14 protein-coding genes are annotated in these 19,140 nt (G+C 67.7%); 4 read left to right on the forward strand and 10 right to left on the reverse strand.

Annotation, left to right across the window (positions count from 1 at the left end; genetic code table 11):
* Nucleotides 1–107: 107 nt before the first annotated feature.
* The 5 genes from AB0L57_RS21975 to AB0L57_RS21995 all read right to left on the reverse strand — a co-directional run bounded on the left by AB0L57_RS21975 (nucleotide 108) and on the right by AB0L57_RS21995 (nucleotide 6,369).
* The gene (locus tag AB0L57_RS21975; RefSeq protein WP_364965133.1) at nucleotides 108–1,367 is read right to left on the reverse strand and encodes a dihydrolipoamide acetyltransferase family protein; all 1,260 of its coding nucleotides are present in this window, start codon (nucleotides 1,365–1,367) and stop codon (nucleotides 108–110) included.
* A gap of 12 nt (nucleotides 1,368–1,379) precedes the next feature.
* Nucleotides 1,380–2,363, reverse strand: coding sequence for an alpha-ketoacid dehydrogenase subunit beta (locus AB0L57_RS21980; protein WP_364965134.1), 984 nt, complete (start codon nucleotides 2,361–2,363; stop codon nucleotides 1,380–1,382).
* Nucleotides 2,364–2,381: 18 nt separating this feature from the next.
* On the reverse strand, nucleotides 2,382–3,527 hold the full coding sequence (gene pdhA, locus AB0L57_RS21985) for a pyruvate dehydrogenase (acetyl-transferring) E1 component subunit alpha (protein WP_364965136.1): 1,146 nt from the start codon (nucleotides 3,525–3,527) through the stop codon (nucleotides 2,382–2,384).
* Nucleotides 3,528–3,538: 11 nt separating this feature from the next.
* Complete coding sequence (gene lpdA / locus AB0L57_RS21990; protein WP_364965138.1) at nucleotides 3,539–4,996, reverse strand: dihydrolipoyl dehydrogenase; 1,458 nt, start codon at nucleotides 4,994–4,996, stop codon at nucleotides 3,539–3,541.
* A gap of 173 nt (nucleotides 4,997–5,169) precedes the next feature.
* Nucleotides 5,170–6,369 carry a helix-turn-helix domain-containing protein gene (locus tag AB0L57_RS21995; RefSeq protein WP_364965141.1) on the reverse strand — a complete coding sequence of 400 codons (1,200 nt, stop codon included), beginning with the start codon at nucleotides 6,367–6,369 and terminating at the stop codon, nucleotides 5,170–5,172.
* Nucleotides 6,370–6,482: 113 nt separating this feature from the next.
* Between AB0L57_RS21995 and AB0L57_RS22000 the strand changes: the two genes are divergently transcribed.
* Entirely contained in the window at nucleotides 6,483–6,785 is a 303-nt protein-coding gene (locus tag AB0L57_RS22000) for a hypothetical protein (protein WP_364965143.1), read from the forward strand.
* Nucleotides 6,786–6,794: 9 nt separating this feature from the next.
* Here the strand turns inward: AB0L57_RS22000 and AB0L57_RS22005 are convergent, their stop codons facing one another.
* The 4 genes from AB0L57_RS22005 to AB0L57_RS22020 form a co-directional block, all read right to left on the reverse strand.
* Complete coding sequence (locus tag AB0L57_RS22005) at nucleotides 6,795–8,075, reverse strand: sensor domain-containing diguanylate cyclase (protein ID WP_364965146.1); 1,281 nt, start codon at nucleotides 8,073–8,075, stop codon at nucleotides 6,795–6,797.
* A 145-nt stretch (nucleotides 8,076–8,220) separates the two neighbouring features.
* Nucleotides 8,221–9,342: a terpene synthase family protein gene (locus AB0L57_RS22010; RefSeq protein WP_364965149.1), complete on the reverse strand. Its 1,122-nt coding sequence runs from the start codon at nucleotides 9,340–9,342 to the stop codon at nucleotides 8,221–8,223.
* Nucleotides 9,343–9,459: 117 nt separating this feature from the next.
* Nucleotides 9,460–10,833 carry an MFS transporter gene (locus tag AB0L57_RS22015; RefSeq protein WP_364965151.1) on the reverse strand — a complete coding sequence of 458 codons (1,374 nt, stop codon included), beginning with the start codon at nucleotides 10,831–10,833 and terminating at the stop codon, nucleotides 9,460–9,462.
* Between the two features lie 374 nt (nucleotides 10,834–11,207).
* Nucleotides 11,208–12,032 (reverse strand): DeoR/GlpR family DNA-binding transcription regulator, encoded by an 825-nt coding sequence (locus AB0L57_RS22020; RefSeq protein ID WP_364965154.1) that lies wholly within the window; start codon nucleotides 12,030–12,032, stop codon nucleotides 11,208–11,210.
* Nucleotides 12,033–12,184: 152 nt separating this feature from the next.
* On the opposite strand from AB0L57_RS22020, the gene pgi reads away from it, so the two are divergent.
* From pgi to AB0L57_RS22035, 3 genes are all read left to right on the forward strand, one after another.
* On the forward strand, nucleotides 12,185–13,795 hold the full coding sequence (gene pgi / locus AB0L57_RS22025; protein ID WP_364965157.1) for a glucose-6-phosphate isomerase: 1,611 nt from the start codon (nucleotides 12,185–12,187) through the stop codon (nucleotides 13,793–13,795).
* A gap of 46 nt (nucleotides 13,796–13,841) precedes the next feature.
* On the forward strand, nucleotides 13,842–15,284 hold the full coding sequence (gene gndA, locus AB0L57_RS22030) for an NADP-dependent phosphogluconate dehydrogenase (RefSeq protein WP_364965160.1): 1,443 nt from the start codon (nucleotides 13,842–13,844) through the stop codon (nucleotides 15,282–15,284).
* A 214-nt stretch (nucleotides 15,285–15,498) separates the two neighbouring features.
* A complete protein-coding gene (locus AB0L57_RS22035) occupies nucleotides 15,499–17,700 on the forward strand; it encodes an acyl-CoA dehydrogenase (RefSeq protein WP_364965162.1) in 2,202 nt (733 codons plus the stop codon).
* Between the two features lie 17 nt (nucleotides 17,701–17,717).
* Here AB0L57_RS22035 and AB0L57_RS22040 read toward each other — a convergent pair whose 3' ends face one another.
* On the reverse strand, nucleotides 17,718–19,061 hold the full coding sequence (locus AB0L57_RS22040) for a cytochrome P450 (RefSeq protein WP_364965165.1): 1,344 nt from the start codon (nucleotides 19,059–19,061) through the stop codon (nucleotides 17,718–17,720).
* Nucleotides 19,062–19,140: the final 79 nt, after the last annotated feature.

A 19,140-nucleotide genomic window follows, 5' to 3' on the forward strand; every position in this document is an offset into this window, starting at 1 on the left:
CGGCAAGACACGGTGTGTGGATGACGGTGAGGTGAGGCCGGGCGGCGTTGTCGCGGGTGTGCGAGTGCGCCGCCCGGCTTCGGGGGTTGTGACGTGCGCGGTGGCGCCTACGTCACAATCCGCAGGGGGTGTTCGATCAGGTCTCGGAGGTGGGCGAGGAATTGCGCGGCGATGGCGCCGTCGATGGCGCGGTGGTCGGCGGACATGGTGACGCGCAGGATCTTTCGGCTGACGATTTCCTCGCCGTCGAGTCGCAGTTCGTCGGTGGCGGCGCCGACGGCGAGGATCGCGGCCTCGGGCGGGTTGATGACGGCGGTGAAGTGTTCGATCCCGTACATGCCGAGATTGGAGATGGTGAAGGTGCCACCACTCATGTCGTCGGTGTTGAGTGTTCGATCACGTGCGCGGGTTGCCTTGTCCCGCGTTTCGGCGGCGATCGCCGAGACCGATTTGCGGTCGGCATCACGGATCACGGGAACCAGCAGGCCGGCCGGCGTGGCGACGGCGACACCGAGGTGGATGCCATGGTGCTGGTGCAGTGTGTCGCCGGCGAAGGACACGTTGACGGCGGGGTTGGCCCGCAGGGTGACCGCGACCGCTTTGACGAGCAGATCGTTGACGCTGACCTTGCCGGTGCCGGCTTCGGCGAGTGTGTCGTTGATCCGGGCGCGGAAGGCGAGCAGATCGGTGACGTCGATGGCGCTCGTCAGATAGATGTGTGGTGCTTGCTGCTTGCTCTGGGTCAGACGGGTGGCGGACACGCGCTGGATCCCGGTCAGGGCGATCTCGTCGTAGTCACCGGACGCCTTGCCGGCGGGGGCGTCGACCGCGGCGACGGGTTGCGGCAGTCGCCTGTCGGTAGCGGCTGCCGGTGCCTCGGACGCGGTTGCCGCATGCGCGTTTTCGACGTCGCGCCGGGTGATGCGCCCACCGGGGCCGGTCCCGGTGAGGGCCGCGATGTCCACTCCCAGTTCCTCGGCGATCTTGCGTGCCAGCGGTGAGGACTTCGGGCGGCGAGCGTCGACGGCGGGTGCGGCGGACGGTGCCGGCGCGGGTGCCTCGGTGACACTCGGGGTGACCGGGGCCGTGCCGGTGTCGGTGGTGGACCGTGCCGGGATCGCCGTGCGTCCACTGCCGTCGCCGAGGATGGCGATCGGTTCGCCGATGGGCACTCGTGTCCCGGGTTCGGCGATGATGTGCTCGAGGACCCCGTCGTCGTAGGCCTCGAGCTCCATGAGCGCCTTGTCGGTTTCGATCTCGGCGAGAACTTCGCCGCGGCGTACCGATTCGCCGACGTGTTTGAGCCAGTTCGCGACGACACCGTCTTCCATGGTGTCCGAGAGCCGTGGCATGGTGATTTCAGGCAAGGATTCTTCCTCTCAGCGTCGCTTGCCCACGGCCGCAAGGGTTTCCGTAGCTGCGATGTAAAGCGATTCGGCGGACGGCAGAGCCAGCTTCTCCAGCGGCTTGGCATAGGGCAGCGGTACTTCTGCCATGGCGACGCGGCGCACCGGGGCGTCGAGGTAGTCGAAGGCGCCGTCGGAGATCGAGGCCGCGACTTCGGCACCGATTCCGTAGGTGAGCCAGTCGTCTTCGCCGATGACCGCGCATCCGGTCTTGCGTACCGAGCGGATGAGGGTGTCGCGGTCGAGAGGGCGCAGGCTGCGGAGGTCGACGACTTCCGCGGAGATCCCCTCGGCGGCGAGTTTTTCGGCGACCTGGGCGCATACGTTGGCCATGCGCGAGTAACCGATCAGGGTGATGTCGGTGCCTTCGCGGGTGACGGCGGCCTTGCCGATCTGCGCCGGTGCGAGATCCTGTGGCACTTCGCCCTTGGTGTTGTAGAGCGAGAGGTTTTCCAGGAACAGGACCGGATCGTCGTCGGCGATGGCGGCCTCGAGCAGAGCGCGAGCATCGGCAGGGGTGCTCGGCGCCACGACTTTGAGACCGGGTACGAACGCGTAGTAGAGCTCGATGTTCTGGGAGTGGGTGGCGCCGAGTTGCTGGCCGCCGCCGCCGGGGGTGCGGATGACCATGGGCACGCTGGTCTGCCCGCCGAACATGCCGTAGATCTTGGCGGCGTGGTTGACGATCTGGTCGAGGGCGAGCAGGGAGAAGTTGATCGTCATGATCTCGACGATCGGGCGCAGGCCGAGCATGGCGGCGCCGATGGCCGCGCCGACGAATCCCTCTTCGGCGATGGGGGTGTCGCGGACCCGTTTCTCGCCGAATTCGTCGAGGAGTCCTGCGGTGATCTTGTAGGAGCCTTCGAAGACGCCGATCTCCTCGCCGATGAGCAAGACGTCGTCGTCGCGCCGCATCTGTTCGCGCAGGGTCTCGCGCAGCGCTTCACGGTAGGTCATGATTGGCACAGGGGGTCCTCAGGCGGTGAAGAGCGGGTCGGCGGGCAGGCGTCGGGAATCGCCCGGCATCGGGGTGGCGTAGTTGTAGTCGAACAGGCTCGACGGCTCCGGATGCGGGCTGGCATCGGCGAACTCGACGGCGGCGACGACCTCCGCGGCCACCTCGGCGGTCACGGCCTCGACCGAATCCTCGCTCAGCACACCGGCTTTCAGTAGCAGATCGGTCCAGATCTCGACCGGATCATGAGAGCGTGCCGCCGAGACCGCTTGTTCGGTGCGGTATTTCGCGGGGTCGACCACGGAATGGCCTTTGAGGCGGTGGCTGACGGCTTCGAGCAGGGCCGGCTTGCCGTCGCGGCGCGCGGTCTCGATGAGCTCACGCGCGGTGTCACGGACGGCCAGCACATCGGTGCCGTCGACGCGTTCGCCGCGCATCCGGTAGGCGGCGGCGCGTTTCCACAGATCGGGTTCGGCGGAGGATTTCTCGACCGTGGTTCCCATGCCGGTGTAATTGTTGACGACCAGGAAAACGATCGGCAGATTCCACAGCGCGGCGAGATTCAGCGATTCGTGGAACGCGCCGATATTGGTTGTGCCCTCACCCATTTGGCAGACGACGACATCGTCTCCGCCGCGGTAGTCGATCGCCAGAGCGGCGCCTACGGCGAGGGGGATCTGGCCGCCGACGATGGCGTAGCCACCGAGCAGCCGGGTCGCGGTGTCGTACATGTGCATCGAACCGCCCCAGCCCTTGGAGGTGCCGGTGGAGCGGCCGTACAGCTCGGCCATGACCCGGCCGGGTTCGATGCCCTTGGCGAGGGCGTAGCCGTGTTCGCGGTAGTTGGTGAACAGGTAGTCGGTGGGGCGCATCGCCGCGCCGAGCCCGACCACGGTGGCCTCTTCACCCAGATTGAGGTGACAATAGCCGCCGATCTTGGCCTGCTGGTAGCTCTGCGCCGTCCGCTCTTCGAACCGGCGGATGAACACCATGTCGCGGTACAGCGTGCGCAGAACATCGGGATCCTCTGCGGCGATACGTGATTCCAAGGAGTCGGGCGGGGTTGGCGTCTCTTCGGTGGCGGCGGACTGCACGGGTGTGGTGGCTCGTGGGCGGGTACGCCGGGCGGCCTTGTGCGGGGTCTGCTGCGGGGTTGTGGCAGTCACGGTGGTGCTCCTCAACGCTTGCGGGGCGGGGCGGTGTGAACCGGCAGGCCGAGCCCGGTCAGGGCCGCTTCCATACCGATTTCGCCCAGGGTGGGGTGGGCGTGGATGGTCTCGGCGAGCTCGTCGAGGGTGGCTTCGAGCGTGATCGCCAGTGCGCCTTCGGTGATCAGGTCGCCGGCCGATGGGCCGATGATGTGCATGCCGAGGACTTCGTGATGCCGGGCGCCCGCGACGATCTTGCAGAAGCCCTCGCTGTCGCCGAGGGTCTTCGCTCTGCCGAGAGCGGCGAAGGGGAATTTCGCGGTGACGACCTCGTGTCCGGCGGCACGGGCGGCGTCCTCGGTCAGGCCGACACTCGCGATTTCCGGATGCGTGAACGTCGCCGCGGGAATGACGTCGTAATCGATGCGGGCATCATGGCCGGCGATGACATCGGCGGCGGTGAGCCCCTGATGGGATGCCACATGCGCCAGCAGTGCCGTGCCGGTGACATCGCCGATGGCGTAGACGTGCTCGACCGCGGTCCGCATGTGGTCGTCGACCGGGATGAAACCTCGTGCGTCGGTGTCGATTCCGGCGACGTCGAGGTCCAGGTCGGCCGTGTTGGGACGGCGGCCCACTCCGATCAGCACGAGGTCGGCCTCGATGCCCCGGGTCGCTGCCCCGCCGACATCGACGACCAGCGCGTCGCCGGTCTGCGCGATGCTGGTGACCGTCGTGCCGGTCAGCACGGTGATACCGCGTCCGGTGAACGATCGGCCCAGTGCGCCGCCGATTTCCTTGTCCTCCGCCGGAACCAGCCGGTCCTGCATCTCGACGATGGTCACGGCGGCACCGAAGGCGGCGAACAGACTGGCCCATTCGGCGCCGACGGCGCTGCCGCCCACGACGACGATCCGCGCGGGCACCTCGGTCACTCCGAACGCGCCGTCGGAGGTGATGACGCCGGGCAGGTCGGCGCCCGGGATCGGCAGCAGCGCGGGCGTGGAGCCGGTGGCGACGACGACGTCGGTGGCTGTGACCGTGCGTATCGCGGTGGCGGACGGGGTGGCGGCATAGCGTGGTCCACCGGCGAAGACGGGGGAGGGGCCCGGCTCGAATACCTCGACGGTGGTCGGGCCGGTGAACCGTGCGTGTCCCTCGATGACGGTGACTCCGTTGGCCTTCAGCAGACCCGTCACGCCGTCGGTGAGTTCCTTGACGATGCCGTCCTTGCGCTGCCGGACGGCCGCGAAGTCGACCCGGACGTTGTCGGCGTCGATGCCGAAAGCTGCCGCGGCTTTGACGGTTTCGAATACCTCGGCGGATCGCAGCATCGCCTTGGTGGGGATACAGCCCCAGTTCAGGCACACCCCGCCGGGGCGCTCCTTCTCCACCAAAGCGACGTGCAGGCCGCGCTGGGCCGCGCGGATCGCCGCGACGTATCCGCCCGGCCCGCCGCCGACGATCACGAGATCGAATTCCGGCACTTGTGGTGCTCCTCGTCCTGATGTGCGTGACCCGAATCCGGTTGTGGTGTGGGTCATCAGGTGGAGTCTTGTCTGTGCTCGGGCGCTGGACAATTCCCAGCAAGCCCAGTGATCGAGGCTCGGAATTGGGCGTTGTGCCCAATTCCGCCGGCTCGGGGCCGAGTCGTCGCAGCTCAGTCGGCCGAGTGGTCCAGCAACTCGAATGCGGTGAGCGCGAGGGACAGTTCCAGGTGCTGGCGTTGTCCCTCGAGCGGATGCCCGAGCAGCGTCGCGGCGCGTTGCAGCCGGTTGATGACGGTGTTGCGATGGCAATGCAGCAGTGGAGCCGCACGGGCGGCCGAGCTGCCTTCGGCCAGCCAGACCGTCAACGTGTGCAGCAGCATGTCCCGTTCTCTGGGCGGCAGCGCCAGAATCGGTCCCAGTGATCGGCGCACCAGCAACCTCGCCAGGTCCGGTGAACGCAGCAGCAGCGCTTCGGGATAACGAGTATCCAGCGACGTGAGCACGCCCGCCGAGCTCGCCGGGACCGTGTCGAGCCCGAGGGTGGCGAGCGAGGCGGCCACGTCGAGCTCGGCGAGTCCGGTGACGGTGGGGGAGAGCGCGGCACGGCCGCGAACCAGGGGCCGCACGATGTCGGCCACGTGGTGCGGCAGGTGCTGCTCGAGGGCGACGATACCGACCGCCGAGTCGCCGCGATCGTGCCAGATCGAGCGAATTCCCTTGGCGGCCAATGCTGTTTCGGTGCCAGGCCGCATGGGATACGCGTCCCCCCGGGCGACCACGACGACGTAGTCACAGGTGGGCGGCATGCTCAACTCGCGGGCGGCGCGGGCCGCGAACACGGCATCACGCGCGCGGCCGGCGAGAATATCCTCGATCAGGGCGTGCCGCCGGCGTTCCTTGCGGCGAACGCGGTCGAGCTCGGTGCCGCGATACGCGGTGACCAGTGCCGAGGACATTCCGTCGACGACCGCCCACATGGCGGTGCCGGCCTCCCTGAAATCGGCCGCGGGTATCACCGCGGCCCGATCCGACAGCGCTTCCCATACGACACGACCTCCCAGGCGGAAGGTCCGCAACATCACTTCCAGTGGCACCCGCTGCGCGGCACGCTGACTGCCGATCGATGCGGCGACCTCATCGTCCTCGGCACCGGCGCCGCCGACTTCGAGCAGGTCCAGAACGCGGTTCAGGTACCGCCGGCAGCCGTCGTGGAGATCTTCGCGAGTGATGGCCGAATAGTCGGTCCACTCCGGGTTGTCGGTGAAGATCGCGACCATCAGCCGCCGGGTGAGCTCGGGAATGTCGTCGCGGCACGCAGTGGCCAGGCGCGCCGAGCTGCCTGCGGGATCGGGTGTCATGGGTACCGCCACGAGCTGCCAGGCTACGCCGCGACGGAAACATCCTGTTCCGGGCGGGGCATACCGCCCACGGCGGTCGGTCCGCGCGCAGGGCGAAGAACGGGAAGCGCGGGATGTAACTTTCGGTGTGCCGCTCCGATAGTCCGGGTGTCGCGGTCGGCCACCGCGCGAGTTGTCTGCTCGGTGTGCGTGACGTTCTCGCTCACGCGCACCACGCCCTCGGACAGGAGAGCGCGATGGTGCTGTATCTGGTCGTTGTCTTCGTGGCCGTCGTCGGCTCAGCGGTGTTGACGGCATATGGCGCATCCGCCGGTCCGCACCGCCCGTCCGGGGTGGTGCGGCGCGCACCCGATCGGAAATCCGTGCCGGTGGTGGGTGGTGAGGTCGCTGCCGGGTGTGGGGTGCAGGTGCGTACCTGCCGCCGATGACGCTGTCGATCAGCGGGATTCGACGCGACTGTCGTCACCGTCCGCGCGATGCACGTTGTGCAGGATCCAATCGCCCTTGGCATCGGATTTCGCCTGGTAAAGCGTTGTGTCGGCGGCGTCGAGCAGCCATTCCGGATCGGTGCCGGCGATCGGGGTGACCACGGCGCCGATGCTGGCCGAGATGTGCAATCGATGACCGCCGACGACGATCGGCTCCGACAGGGCACCGCGCAGCCGATCGGCGACCGCGGTGACCCGCTCGTTGTCCGCCGGCGGAAACACCATGACCACGAACTCGTCGCCACCGATACGGGTGACCAGGCAGCCCAGCCCGTCGAGGCTGTCGTCCAGCCGCCGGCCGACCGTCGCCAGCACCTGATCGCCGGTCCCGTGGCCGTAGCGGTCGTTGACCTCTTTGAAGTGGTCGAGGTCGGTGAAGCACAACCCCATCCGATCGGGGGGCTCGGCCACCTCGATGACCGCGCTGAGCTGTTCGAGCAGATGCCGGCGGTTGGGCAGGCCGGTGAGCGCGTCGTGGCGGGCTTGATAGTGCAACTGCTCCTGCAACTGATGGCGTTCGGTGACGTCCTCACCGATCGCCAGCAGGTAGTCCGGTTCGTCACCGGCGCCCTTGACGTAGGTGATGGCGAAGGCGGCCCAGCCGACGCTGCCGTCCGCGCGCAGCAGGCGCCGCTCGATCCGGGCGGTGCCCTCCTGGGCCGGGACGAGCTTTTCGTAGACCATTCGCCGGATCTCGTTCTGATCGTCCGGATGCGCGAAGTCGTAGACCGAGATGCCGTGCAGCGCCTCCTGCGGCACGCCGATCATCGCCGCCAGATGCGGATTGGCCTCGAGTAGAGCGCCGTCGGTGTCGCCGACCGCGATGGCGATGGACGCGTGGTCGAACACGATACGGAAGCGCTTGTCGTACTCGGACTGGACCGCGGCGTCGGGAACCGAAGCCTCGCGATGTCCCTGTCCGAATGCGGCGAGCAAGGCCGCCAGCCGTGGACCGGCTTCGGGATGGTCGCAGTACTCGATGAGTCCATACAGCACCGGTGCGGACACCACGGGCACCGCGGCGTCGGTCAGCCGGGCGTCTGCCAGCGCGGCGCCCACCCGGGAGCCGACGGCGGGGTCGAATTCCGGGGCGTCGACTCCGGTCCGGAGATCGTGCAGCAACTCGCTGAGCAGCGATATTGCTACATCAGTGTAGGGAGTGGAGTCCGCGAGCGATGCCAAGGCGCGTCGCCACTGCTGGGCGAACGCGGTGTACTCCAGGTCGTCCACTGCAACTCCCCTGCCCGATTCGGGCGCCCATCGGAGCCGGGCGTCCGGTAGTGCCTCCTCCGGCTGATACCGCTCTATACGCAACGCTAAAGGCCGCTGCTGCAAAAGTACTGCACGGCGAAATTCTCACGACAGGGAACACCTCTCAGGCGTCGTGATCCTCCACGAAGATCGACCTGCCCTTGTACCGCGAGGTCGTGCACTGCCACACCCAGCTGGCCTGCACGCACTGGTCCAGATCTTCGAGATAGGCGGCGATCGAGTCGGTGAGCTCGTCGTCTCCGCTGGTCGCACAGTGCCGCAGTACGCGCGCTCGCAGGGTGCGGAACTGTGTCAGCCGGTCGCGAACGACGGTGGCGGCGGCGGTCACGGCATCGGTCAGCGTCGCACCGGGTGTGTTGAGCAGCAGTATCGGAACGAGATTGAAATCGGAACGATCGACAATGCACTCCTTCTCGAAGGAGAAGACATCGTTCATCAATGCGCCGATCTCGGCGGTGAGCCGGATGAGATCGCGAACATCCTCGTCGAGCCCGGCGGCGCGGATCCGCTCCCACGGCAACACCACACCGCGAGCGAAATCGCAGAGCGCGATCGCGGGGTACATGCCGGAGATCTGATTGCGGAGTTCGATGTACTCGCCGACGCCGAGCAGGTCGCGGCGCGCACTGGCGTTCTGATCGCGAATGGCCGGCTGCAGATGGGCGACGGTCAATTGTCGGAAGCGTCGTAACCAGGCCGGATCGGCGTAGTCGGCGAGGATCGACAGGAATTCGGTGGTGGCGGCCTCGATGGGGGCCGATCCTGGCGGGGCGGGGTGGGGCGGAGTGTGGTCCGCCTCGAATAATCGGCACAGCCGGTCGACCTCGTGCAGTGCCCGAGCCTGCTCCGCGGCCGAAAGATGGCCGAACTTCTCCCGGCCGACGGTGTCGTTGAGCCAGAACAGGATCGCGTTGTAGATCCCGATGATCGTCATCCGCTCGGCGGTGGCGGCCCGAGGGTGCAGATAGGGCGTCATGCTGTTGTACTGCGCGCCACCGTGTTCCAGCCAGATGTCGTGGCCCCGGCAGAAATCCTCGACCACCGCGCACGCCTGGTCGCCGAAGCGGTTCGGCGCGAAGCCGCCGCAATACTCGGCGATATCACAATCGGTGGTGCTGAACAGCTCGCGCAACGACCAGCGATGTCCCCGATCCAGCAATGCGCGGTACTGCCCGTGCATCCCGGAGAGATCGGATTGAACCTGCGGCGTGTATTTCTGTGCCACAACAACTCTCCCGATCTGCGGGCACCGGTGCCACCATGCGGCGGCACGGGTTGCCCACTGCTAGATAATAGACAACGATGCCCGATACTCCGATGCGTTTGCCGTACGTTCCGGGTGCTACCGCGTCTCGGCGGTGACGACGGCTGCCGCCGGATCGGCCCGCGGGACGAGCGATATTCGCCTGCCCGACATCCGAATGCGCAGGCCGGCGGCCCGGGCGAGAATGACGCCGACCAGCGCCGCGGAGGCCGCCGACACGGCGCCGCACGCGAACAGGCCCAAGCGGGGGCCGAACTGTTCGGTGAGCCATCCCACGATGGGGCCACCGATCGGTGTGCCACCGGTGAAGACCATCATGTACAGCGACATCACCCGTCCCCGCATGGCGGGGTCGGTCTCCAGCTGCACCATCGAGTTGCCCGAGGTGTTGAAGGTGAGCCCGAGCAGACCCACCACCATCAGCAGGGCGGTGAACAGCCAGTAGTCCGGTGCGAATGCGGTGACCGCTTCGAGCGCTCCGAAGCCGACGGCGGCACCGACCAGCATGCGCATGCGCACTCGTCCTCGGCGGCTCGCCAGGAGCGCGCCGGCGAGCGATCCTGCCGCCAGTGCGGTGTTGAGCAGTCCGTATTTCCCGGCGTCGACATCGAAGACGTGATAGGCGAAGCCCGACAGCACGGTGGGGAAGTTGTAGCCGAAGGTGCCGACGAAGCCCACCATGACGATCGGCCAGAGCAGTTGCGGATGTGCGCTCACGTAGCGAAGGCCCTCGCGCAGTTGCCCTTTGCGGCGGGGCAGGCGCGGCACCGGCGTCAGTTCCGCCGGTCGCATCGCCAGCAGGCCACCGATGACGGCGGCGAACGAACAGGCGTTGATCACGAAGGCCCAGCCGGACCCGACGGCCGCGATCAGCACACCCGCGACCGCAGGCCCGATCAGCCGGGCGGCCTGGAAGTTCGCCGAGTTCAGGCTGACGGCATTGCGCAACCGCTCCCGCCCGACGATCTCCGGGACGAACGACTGCCGGGTCGGGTTGTCGACCACGGTCACCATGCCCAGCAGTAGCGCCAGCAGGTATACGTGCCAGACCTCGGCCTTGCCGGTCAGCGTCAGCACGGCGAGTACGGCGGCGAGCAGCCCCATGGCGGCCTGGGTGATGACCAGCAGACCCCGTTTGGGGAAGCGGTCGGCGAGGACGCCGCCGTAGAGGCCGAACAGCAGCATCGGCAGGAACTGCATCGCGGTGGTGATGCCGACCGCGAACGAGCTGCCGGTCAGACCGAGTACCAGCCAGTCCTGGGCGATGCGCTGCATCCAGGTGCCGGTATTCGAAACCACCTGGCCCGCAAAGTAATAGCGGTAGTTCGGCACGGTGAGGGAGGTGAACATTCCGCCCGGACGGTGCGAGGGCTCCGCTGCGTCGCCGGATGGGGCCGGCGGCAGTGGATCGGTATCGGTGGTGTTCTCGTCGTCGGTGCGGATCGCGGTCAAGACTGCCTTTCCTGCCTGTGCCACTCCTTGTTCGGTGAAGAGCAACGTTCGGTTGCTACGGCTGGGCCCGGGTGCGGGATGTGTGCCGCCCGGGTGAACGACGGTGCGCGGCGAGCCTCGCGGCGAACTGTGTCGTCACCGCAGGGGCAAGCGGGCTCCCGGTCGAACATTCCACATTGCTTAGCCTACCTAATCAATTGCGGGCGCAGCGCCGCCATCGAGGCCGGTCGCGCCGGCTCCTCGACCACGACCGGGCTGATCAGCGGTGCCGCAGCGATGGCAGCGATGGCTGCGACGACCGTGGCCGCGACCCGGGCGCCGCATGAACCGCGGCGCCGGTGTTCCCGGCCGGATCCGGCGGCCGACGAGGTGAGTCAGTCGTCGTACGCGGCCGAACCGTCACCGTCGTTCGCCGGCCGGTCGAGCGGGTCCTGGGTATCGGCATCCTCGGATACGGCCAGGACCTCACCGAACCGCTCGCGGACCTCGGTGGCCAGTTCGGGATCGGTCATGACGCGGGTGATCTCGTCCAGACCGGCGACCTTGGCCAGGGCCCGACGCCCGAATTTGGAGCTGTCGGCGACGACGACGGCATCGGCCGCCGCGGTGATCATCGCGCGTTTGAGCGGGACCTCGAGGGTGTTCATGTTGGTGATGCCGGCATCGATGTCGACGGCATCGGCGCCGAGGAAGGCCCAATCGGCGGTGTAGTCGGACAGGAAGGCGATCGCGCGTTCGCCGACCAGCGTGAACACCGAGCCGAGCAATTCGCCACCGGTGACGAGCAGGCGCACCCCCGGGGTTTCGGCGACGAACTTGGCTATGCGCAGATCGTTGGTGATGATCGTGAGGTCCGCGTGATGGCGCAGGGCCCGGGCGACCTCGTAGGTGGTCGATCCGCTGTCGAGGATCACGGTCTCACCATCGCGTACCCGGCGGGCCGCCGCTCGGGCGATCGCCGCCTTCTCGATGAGGCGTTCGCCCTCCTTCATCGTGTAGGGCAACTTCGCCGTGGCGCCCGGAGCCGGACGTGCGCCGCCGTGTGTGCGTTGCGCCTGCCCCGCACGCTCGAGGGCATCGAGGTCCCGGCGGATCGTGGATGCGTCGACACCGAGTTGGTCAGCGAGGGCCTTGGCCTCCACATAGCCATCCGTGACCAGCCTGTGCATGATTTCGCGCCGTCGAGTGCTGGCTAGCAACTGTGCCTCCGAAACCGGGTTTCCTGCGTAAGTCCTGCTGTGCTGCGGTTTCGTGCATGGTACTCGGCCCGGCGGTTGACTTGCCTCGTCACCGCAGTGCATGATTTCGAGCATTGGCTGCGCGAATTCGCGCATTGCAGATCGAGGGATCCATGAGTCGCACGCTGGAAGTTCTGGTCGAGTCGCCGGTATGGCGTGAATTGGCCGCGCACCGTGCGGAATTGGCGACCACGTCGCTGGCCCGGCTTTTCGAGACCGATCCGCGGCGTGGTACCGCGATGTCGGCCGAGTACGACGGTGTGGTTCTGGACTACTCGAAAAACCTGGTCACCGAGCGGACACTGGGTCTGCTGACCCGCCTGGCCGCCGATCGCGGCCTGGAGCGGGGGATCGCCGCGATGTTCGCTGGCGACCGGATCAACACGACCGAGGATCGCGCGGTTCTGCACACCGCCCTGCGCGCCGACGCCTCGGCATCGGTGCTGCTGGACGGCGAGGACGTCATTCCGGCGGTGCAGGCCGTGCTGGATCGCATGAGCGATTTCGCCGAGCGGGTGCGCTCGGGCCGGTGGTGTGGAGCGACCGGCCGTGCGATCCGCACCGTGGTGAACATCGGCATCGGCGGATCGGATCTGGGGCCGGCGATGGCCCATCACGCCTTGCGGGAACGGGCCCAGCCCGGACTGGACGCGCGATTCGTCTCGAATGTCGACGCCCACGACATCACCAGGGTGCTGCGCGACCTCGATCCCGAGACCACGCTGTTCATCGTCGCCTCCAAGACCTTCACCACCGTCGAGACGCTGACCAATGCCCGTACCGCGCGCCAGTGGCTGATCGACGGTCTCGGTGACCCCGGCGCGGTCGCCCGGCACTTCGTCGCGGTGTCGACCAACGCCGAGGAGGTCTCGGCCTTCGGGATCGACCCGGCCAGCATGTTCGAATTCTGGGACTGGGTGGGCGGCCGCTACTCGGTGTGGTCGGCGATCGGGCTCTCGCTGATGGTCGTGTTCGGGCCCGGCGACTTCCGCGAGCTGCTCGCCGGAGCGCGCGCACTCGACCGCCATTTCCGTACCGCACCCATCGAGCAGAACCTGCCGGTGTTGCTCGGCCTGCTGGGTATCTGGCACCGGAACTTCTGCGGCGCACAGTCGTACGCGGTGCTGCCCTACGACCAGCGGCTGGCGTTGCTGCCCTCCTATCTGCAGCAGCTGGATATGGAGAGCAACGGTAAGTCGGTCGATCGCGACGGGCATCGTGTCGCTGTCGACACCGCGCCGATCATCTGGGGCGAACCCGGCACGAACGGCCAGCACGCCTTCTTCCAGATGCTGCACCAGGGAACGACCCCGACCCCCTGTGACTTCATCGGCGTGCTCGAACCCGCGCACACCCACCGGCACCACCACGACCTGCTGATGTCGAATCTGTTCGCCCAGACCCGCGCACTGGCATTCGGTGATCTCGACGAACCCGGCGAGCGCCCGGCCCATCGCTCGTTTCCGGGAGACCGCTCGAGCAACACCATCCTGCTGCCCCGCGTCGACCCCTACACGCTGGGACAGCTGGTCGCGTTGTACGAGCACAAGGTTTTCGTCCAAGGCTGGATCTGGGGCGTGAACCCGTTCGACCAATGGGGTGTCGAGCTCGGCAAGAAGCTCGCGGGTCGTATACACGACGAGCTTCGATCCGATCGGTCACCCGGTTTCGACAGCTCCACGAACGCACTTATCATGCACTACCGGTATGCCCGGCAATCCTGACTCCGCCACCGACCACCTGCGACCCGACCTGAAAAGAGCTGTTCTTATGGCCTCCACCAACGCAATTGCCAATATCGGTGTGACCGGTCTGGCGGTCATGGGCAGCAACATCGCCCGCAACTTCGCCCGCAACGGATTCACCGTGGCGCTGCACAATCGCAGCGTCGCCAAGACCGATGCTCTGCTCGAGGCGCACGGCGGGGACGGCAACTTCGTGCGGACCGAAACGGTCGAGGAGTTCGTGGCGGCACTGGAGAAGCCGCGTCGCGTGCTGATCATGGTGAAGGCGGGGGAGGCCACCGACGCGGTCATCGAGGAACTGGCGGCCGCGATGGAGCCCGGCGACATCATCATCGACGGCGGCAATGCCCTCTACACCGACACCATCCGCCGGGAAGCCGCCATGAAGGCGCGCGGGCTGAACTTCGTCGGCGCCGGTATCTCCGGTGGTGAGGAGGGCGCGCTCAACGGCCCCGCCATCATGCCCGGCGGGCCCAAGGAGTCCTACGAGTCGCTGGGCCCCATCCTCGAGAAGATCGCGGCCAACGTCGACGGCACCCCGTGCTGCACCCACATCGGCCCCGACGGCTCCGGCCATTTCGTCAAGATGGTGCACAACGGCATCGAGTACGCCGATATGCAGTTGATCGGCGAGGCCTACCACCTGTTCCGTGACGCACTCGGTTTCGATGCCAAGCAGATCGCCGACGTCTTCACCGAATGGAACTCCGGCCCGCTGGAGTCCTACCTGGTGGAGATCACCGCCCAGGTGCTCGAGCAGATCGACGCCAAGACCGGCAAGCCCCTGGTCGATGTCATCGTCGATGCCGCCGAGCAGAAGGGCACCGGGCGCTGGACGGTGAAGGCGGCCCTCGATCTCGGCATCCCCGTCACCGGTATCGCCGAAGCCGTTTTCGCTCGCGCCCTGTCCGGCTCCCGGGCGCAGCGCAAGGCCGCGCAGGGGCTGGCCTCGGGCGCACTCGCCGACAAGCCGACCGACGCGGCGCAATTCACCGAGGACATCCGGCAGGCCCTCTACGCCTCCAAGATCGTCGCCTACGCCCAGGGGTTCGACCAGATCGCGGCCGGTAGCGCCGAATACGACTGGGACCTGAACCCGGGTGACCTGGCGACCATCTGGCGTGGCGGGTGCATCATCCGCGCCCGTTTCCTCAACCGCATCAAGGAGGCCTACGAGCAGGACCCGGCGCTGCCGACCCTGATCCTGGCCCCCTACTTCCGGGACGCGATCGAGCATGCCGTGGACAGCTGGCGTCGCGTGATCGCCACCGCGACGATGCTCGGGATCCCGGTTCCGGCCTTCGCCTCCTCGTTGTCGTACTACGACGCGCTGCGCGCGCAGCGTCTCCCGGCCGCGCTCACCCAGGCGCAGCGTGATTTCTTCGGCGCGCACACCTACGAGCGCGTCGACGCCGACGGCAAGTTCCACACCCAGTGGAGCGGCGACCGCAGCGAAATCTCCGCCTGACGCGGCTCGAACGCATCGTCGGGATGCGTTGAGGGGAAGCGATATTCGCGGCGGTATCCGTCCTGCCGGCGGGAGCCGCCGCGTCTCGGCGCCGGCCTGGCGCGCGGGAATCGGGCGAGATCCTATTCGCCCTCGCGATCGGAAGGAACCTGTTCTAATCGGAGTGCCCGGTTCCCGGCCGGGTGCGTACCGAAGCCGAGCGGAGTGAGAGATCGTGCCCGTAGCCCTGACCGCGGATCAGGCGGCGCTGGCGGAGGCCGTCAGCGGATTCGCCGACCGTCACAACACCCGCGAATACACCCGCGAGCACACCGACCGGCTCGCCGCCGGTGAACTGCCCGCATTCTGGGCGGAGCTGGTCGCACTGGGTCTGCCCGGTGTGCATCTGCCGGAGTCGGTCGGCGGACAGGGCGGAACCCTGGACGAGATCGCGGTGGTACTGGCCGAGGCCGGGCGGGCGCTGCTGCCCGGCCCGCTGCTGCCGTCGGTGGTCACCAGCGCCGTCGTCGCTTCGTCGCGATCCGCCGAACCGGCCGGTGCGGTGTTGCGGCGGTTCGCCGAGGGCGTGACCGCCGCGACGGTGGAACCCGGGCACGGGGTGCGGATCGCCGCCACCGGCCTGCGCGGTGCGACCGATCCGATCCTGGGCGCCGCCTCGGCCCAGGTGCTGCTGGTGGCCGCCGCCGAGGACGACCGGACCCGCTGGTTCCTGGTGGAACGCGGTGCGCCGGGCGTCGAGATCGAAGCGCGCGCCGGTTCGGATCTCGGTCGCGACCTCGCCGTCGTGCGGCTGCACGATGTCGCGGGAACCGAACTCGCCGGTATCGACGCCGGTTACGCCGAGGCGGTGACCACCGCGTTCATGGCTGCCGAAGCGGCCGGGGTGATCCGCTGGTGTTCGGACACGGCCACCGAATATGTGAAGGCCCGCAAGCAATTCGGTCGTCCCGTCGGCTCCTTCCAGGCCGTGCAGCATCGCGCCGCGCAGCTGCTGATCACCAGTGAACTCGCCACCGCGGCGGCCTGGGACGCGGTGCGCGGACTGACCGACGACCCCGCCCAGCGCACGCACGCCGTGGCCGGTGCCGCGATCACCACTCTCGGCAATGCCGTGCACGCGGCCGTGGAATGTCTGTGCCTGCACGGCGCGATCGGGTTCACCTGGGAGCACGACCTGCACCTGTACTGGCGGCGGGCCATATCGCTGGCCGGTCTCGGCGGGCCCGCGCAGAACTGGGAACGTCGCCTGGGGGAGGTCGCACTCGGCGGGCCGCGCAATTTCGCGGTACCGCTGCCGGAAACCGATTCCACGTTCCGCGAATGGGTTTCGGAGATCCTGGATCGGGCGGCCGCCCTGGACAATCCGAATCCGGGCAAGATCGGTGACCACGACGCCACCAATACCGGGCCCCGCCGTACCCTGCTCGCGGATTCGGGTCTGGTCTCCCCGCCGATGCCCGCACCGTGGGGGATCGCGGCGGGACCGCTGGAGCAGTTGATCCTGCAGGACGAATTCGACAAGCACGGAATTGCCCAGCCCTCCATGGGAATCGGCCAGTGGGTGGTGCCGATCGTGCTGGCGCGCGGCACTCCCGGACAGCTCGCCCGGGTGGCCGCCCCCGCGCTGCGCGGTGAACAGATCTGGTGCCAGCTGATGAGCGAACCGGAAGCGGGCTCGGATGTGGCCTCGCTGAGCCTGCGCGCCACCAGGGACGGTGACGGCTGGCGGCTCAACGGCCAGAAGATCTGGACCACGCTGGCTCATCGCTCCGACTGGGGACTGCTGCTGGCCCGCACCGATTCCGAGGCCGAACGTCATCGTGGCCTGACCATGTTCCTGGTCGACATGCACGGTCCGGGTGTGACGGTGCGCCCGATCACCCAGTCCAGCGGCAACGCCGAATTCAACGAGGTGTTCTTCGACGACGCCTTCGTCGGTGACGACATGGTCCTCGGCGAGGTCGGCCAGGGCTGGGCGCTGACGCTGGAAACCCTTGCCCAGGAACGGCTTTTCATCGGTGGCGTCCGGGATCCCGGGCACAACGCCCGCATCGTCGGCATCATCGAGCGGGACGGGTACGCGGGCAGTCGCGAGAACGCGCTGCGGGTGCTGGGCCGGATCGGTGCGCGCGGGGCTGCCATCTCGGCGATGAACCTGCGCGAGACCATCCGCCGCCTCGACGGTCATCCCATCGGCCCCGCCACGAGCATGTCCAAGGCCGCGGCCTCCATGCTGCACACCGAGGCCGCGGCCGCGGCCCTCGAACTCATCGGCCCCGCGGCCGCGCTGAGCGAAAAGGACTCCGAGGTCGTCCACCACGAACTCGACATCCCCAGTTGGGTGATCGGTGGCGGAACCCTGGAAATCCAGCTCAACACCATCGCCACCCTGGTCATGGGTCTGCCGCGGAAATAGGCCCGGCGGCACGACCCTCAGTTGCGAACGAAGGTGATCGGCAGGCCGTCCTTGGGGAAGGGCAGCGAGTGGTGGTCCAGTGGCGGGACGTAGCCGGGGTCCACCCGCCAGTGGTAGTCGCGTAGCAGGCGGTGCATGATCGACTTCACTTCCAGTCCGCCGAAGTGCATGCCGATACATTTGTGCGCACCGCCGCCGAAGGGCTCCCACGCGAAGCGGTGGGATTTGTCCTCGCGGCGGTCGGGACCGAAACGGTCCGGGTCGAAGGTGTGCGGATCGGTCCAGTACCGCGGCATCAGGTGGGTGAACTGGATGCCGATGACCACATCGGTGCCGGCCGGAATCCGAACCCCGTGGATCACAGTGTCTTTCACCGCGTAGCGGACCAGGACCGGTACCGGAGCGCGCAGACGCAATGCCTCGCGCATCACCAGGTCGATCGATTCCAGACCTTCCAGTTCGGCCATCGACGGTGCCGGCCCCAGTGCCGATGCCTCGGTCCGGCAACGCTGCTGCCAGGCCGGGTGCTGCCCGAGATACTGCAGGATCGTCGAGGTGGTGATGGTGGAGGTGTCGTGGGCGGCCATCATCAGGAAGATCATGTGGTTCACCACGTCGTCGTCGGTGAACCGGGCGCCGTCCTCGTCCGCGATGTGGCACAGCACCGAGAAGATGTCGTCGGTCTGCTCGGCGCGTTTCGCGGGCAGGTAGTGGCGCAGGAAATCCTCGAGTACCCGCCGGCCGCGGTAGGCCTTGCCCCAGCGGGTGAACGGCACGTTGCCGCGCACGATGCCGGCCGCGGCCTGGACACAAGCGATGAACGCCTTGTTGATTCGTTCCATCTCGGCGGGGCTGGTGTCCGCGGCGCCACCCATGAACAGATCGGTGGCGATGTCGAGGGTGAGCTGCTTGAGTTTCCAGTAGGCGGGGAAGGATTCGCTCTCGCCCCAATGCGCCACCCCCTGCTCGATCGCGGGGTGCAGCCGTTCGGTGTAGGCCTGCAGTCGCGGACGGGTGAAGGCCTGCTGCATGATTCGCCGATGCCGCTTGTGCTCGTCGAAATCGATGAGCATGAGCCCGCCGTGGAAGAACGGGCCGACCAGCCGCGACCAGGCCGGCTCGTTGGCCAGTGCCCCGTCCTTGTTCAGCAGCGCGGCACCGCACGCGTCCGGGCCGAGCAGCAGTGCCGCGGTCCGGCCGAGCGAGTACATCGGCGCGACCGGGCCGTAGTGATCCCATTCGCGCTGGAACAGGGCCACGGGGTCCTTGGCGAAATCCAGTACTTGCCCGAGCACCGGATAGCCGCGGTCTTCGCGGCGCTGGGTCGGGATCGGCCTGGTGTCCAGGGCGTCGGCCGTCATCGCACACCTCGTCTCTGTGATGGCGCTCACATCACAGCCTGATTCAGGAAGAGCATCCTGTCAACCTTGGTGCGGATCT

Origin of the sequence: Nocardia sp. NPDC052254, assembly GCF_040679495.1 — a bacterium.
In the GTDB taxonomy this organism is placed as follows: domain Bacteria; phylum Actinomycetota; class Actinomycetes; order Mycobacteriales; family Mycobacteriaceae; genus Nocardia.

What these genes read in the sequence shown, in the direction of transcription:
- AB0L57_RS21980 (WP_364965134.1), bottom strand. Translation starts at nt 2,363, where the DNA reads ATGACCTACCGTGAAGCGCTGCGCGAGACCCTGCGCGAACAGATGCGG.
- pgi (WP_364965157.1), top strand. Translation starts at nt 12,185, where the DNA reads ATGAGTCGCACGCTGGAAGTTCTGGTCGAGTCGCCGGTATGGCGTGAA.
- gndA (WP_364965160.1), top strand. Translation starts at nt 13,842, where the DNA reads ATGGCCTCCACCAACGCAATTGCCAATATCGGTGTGACCGGTCTGGCG.
- AB0L57_RS22040 (WP_364965165.1), bottom strand. Translation starts at nt 19,061, where the DNA reads ATGACGGCCGACGCCCTGGACACCAGGCCGATCCCGACCCAGCGCCGC.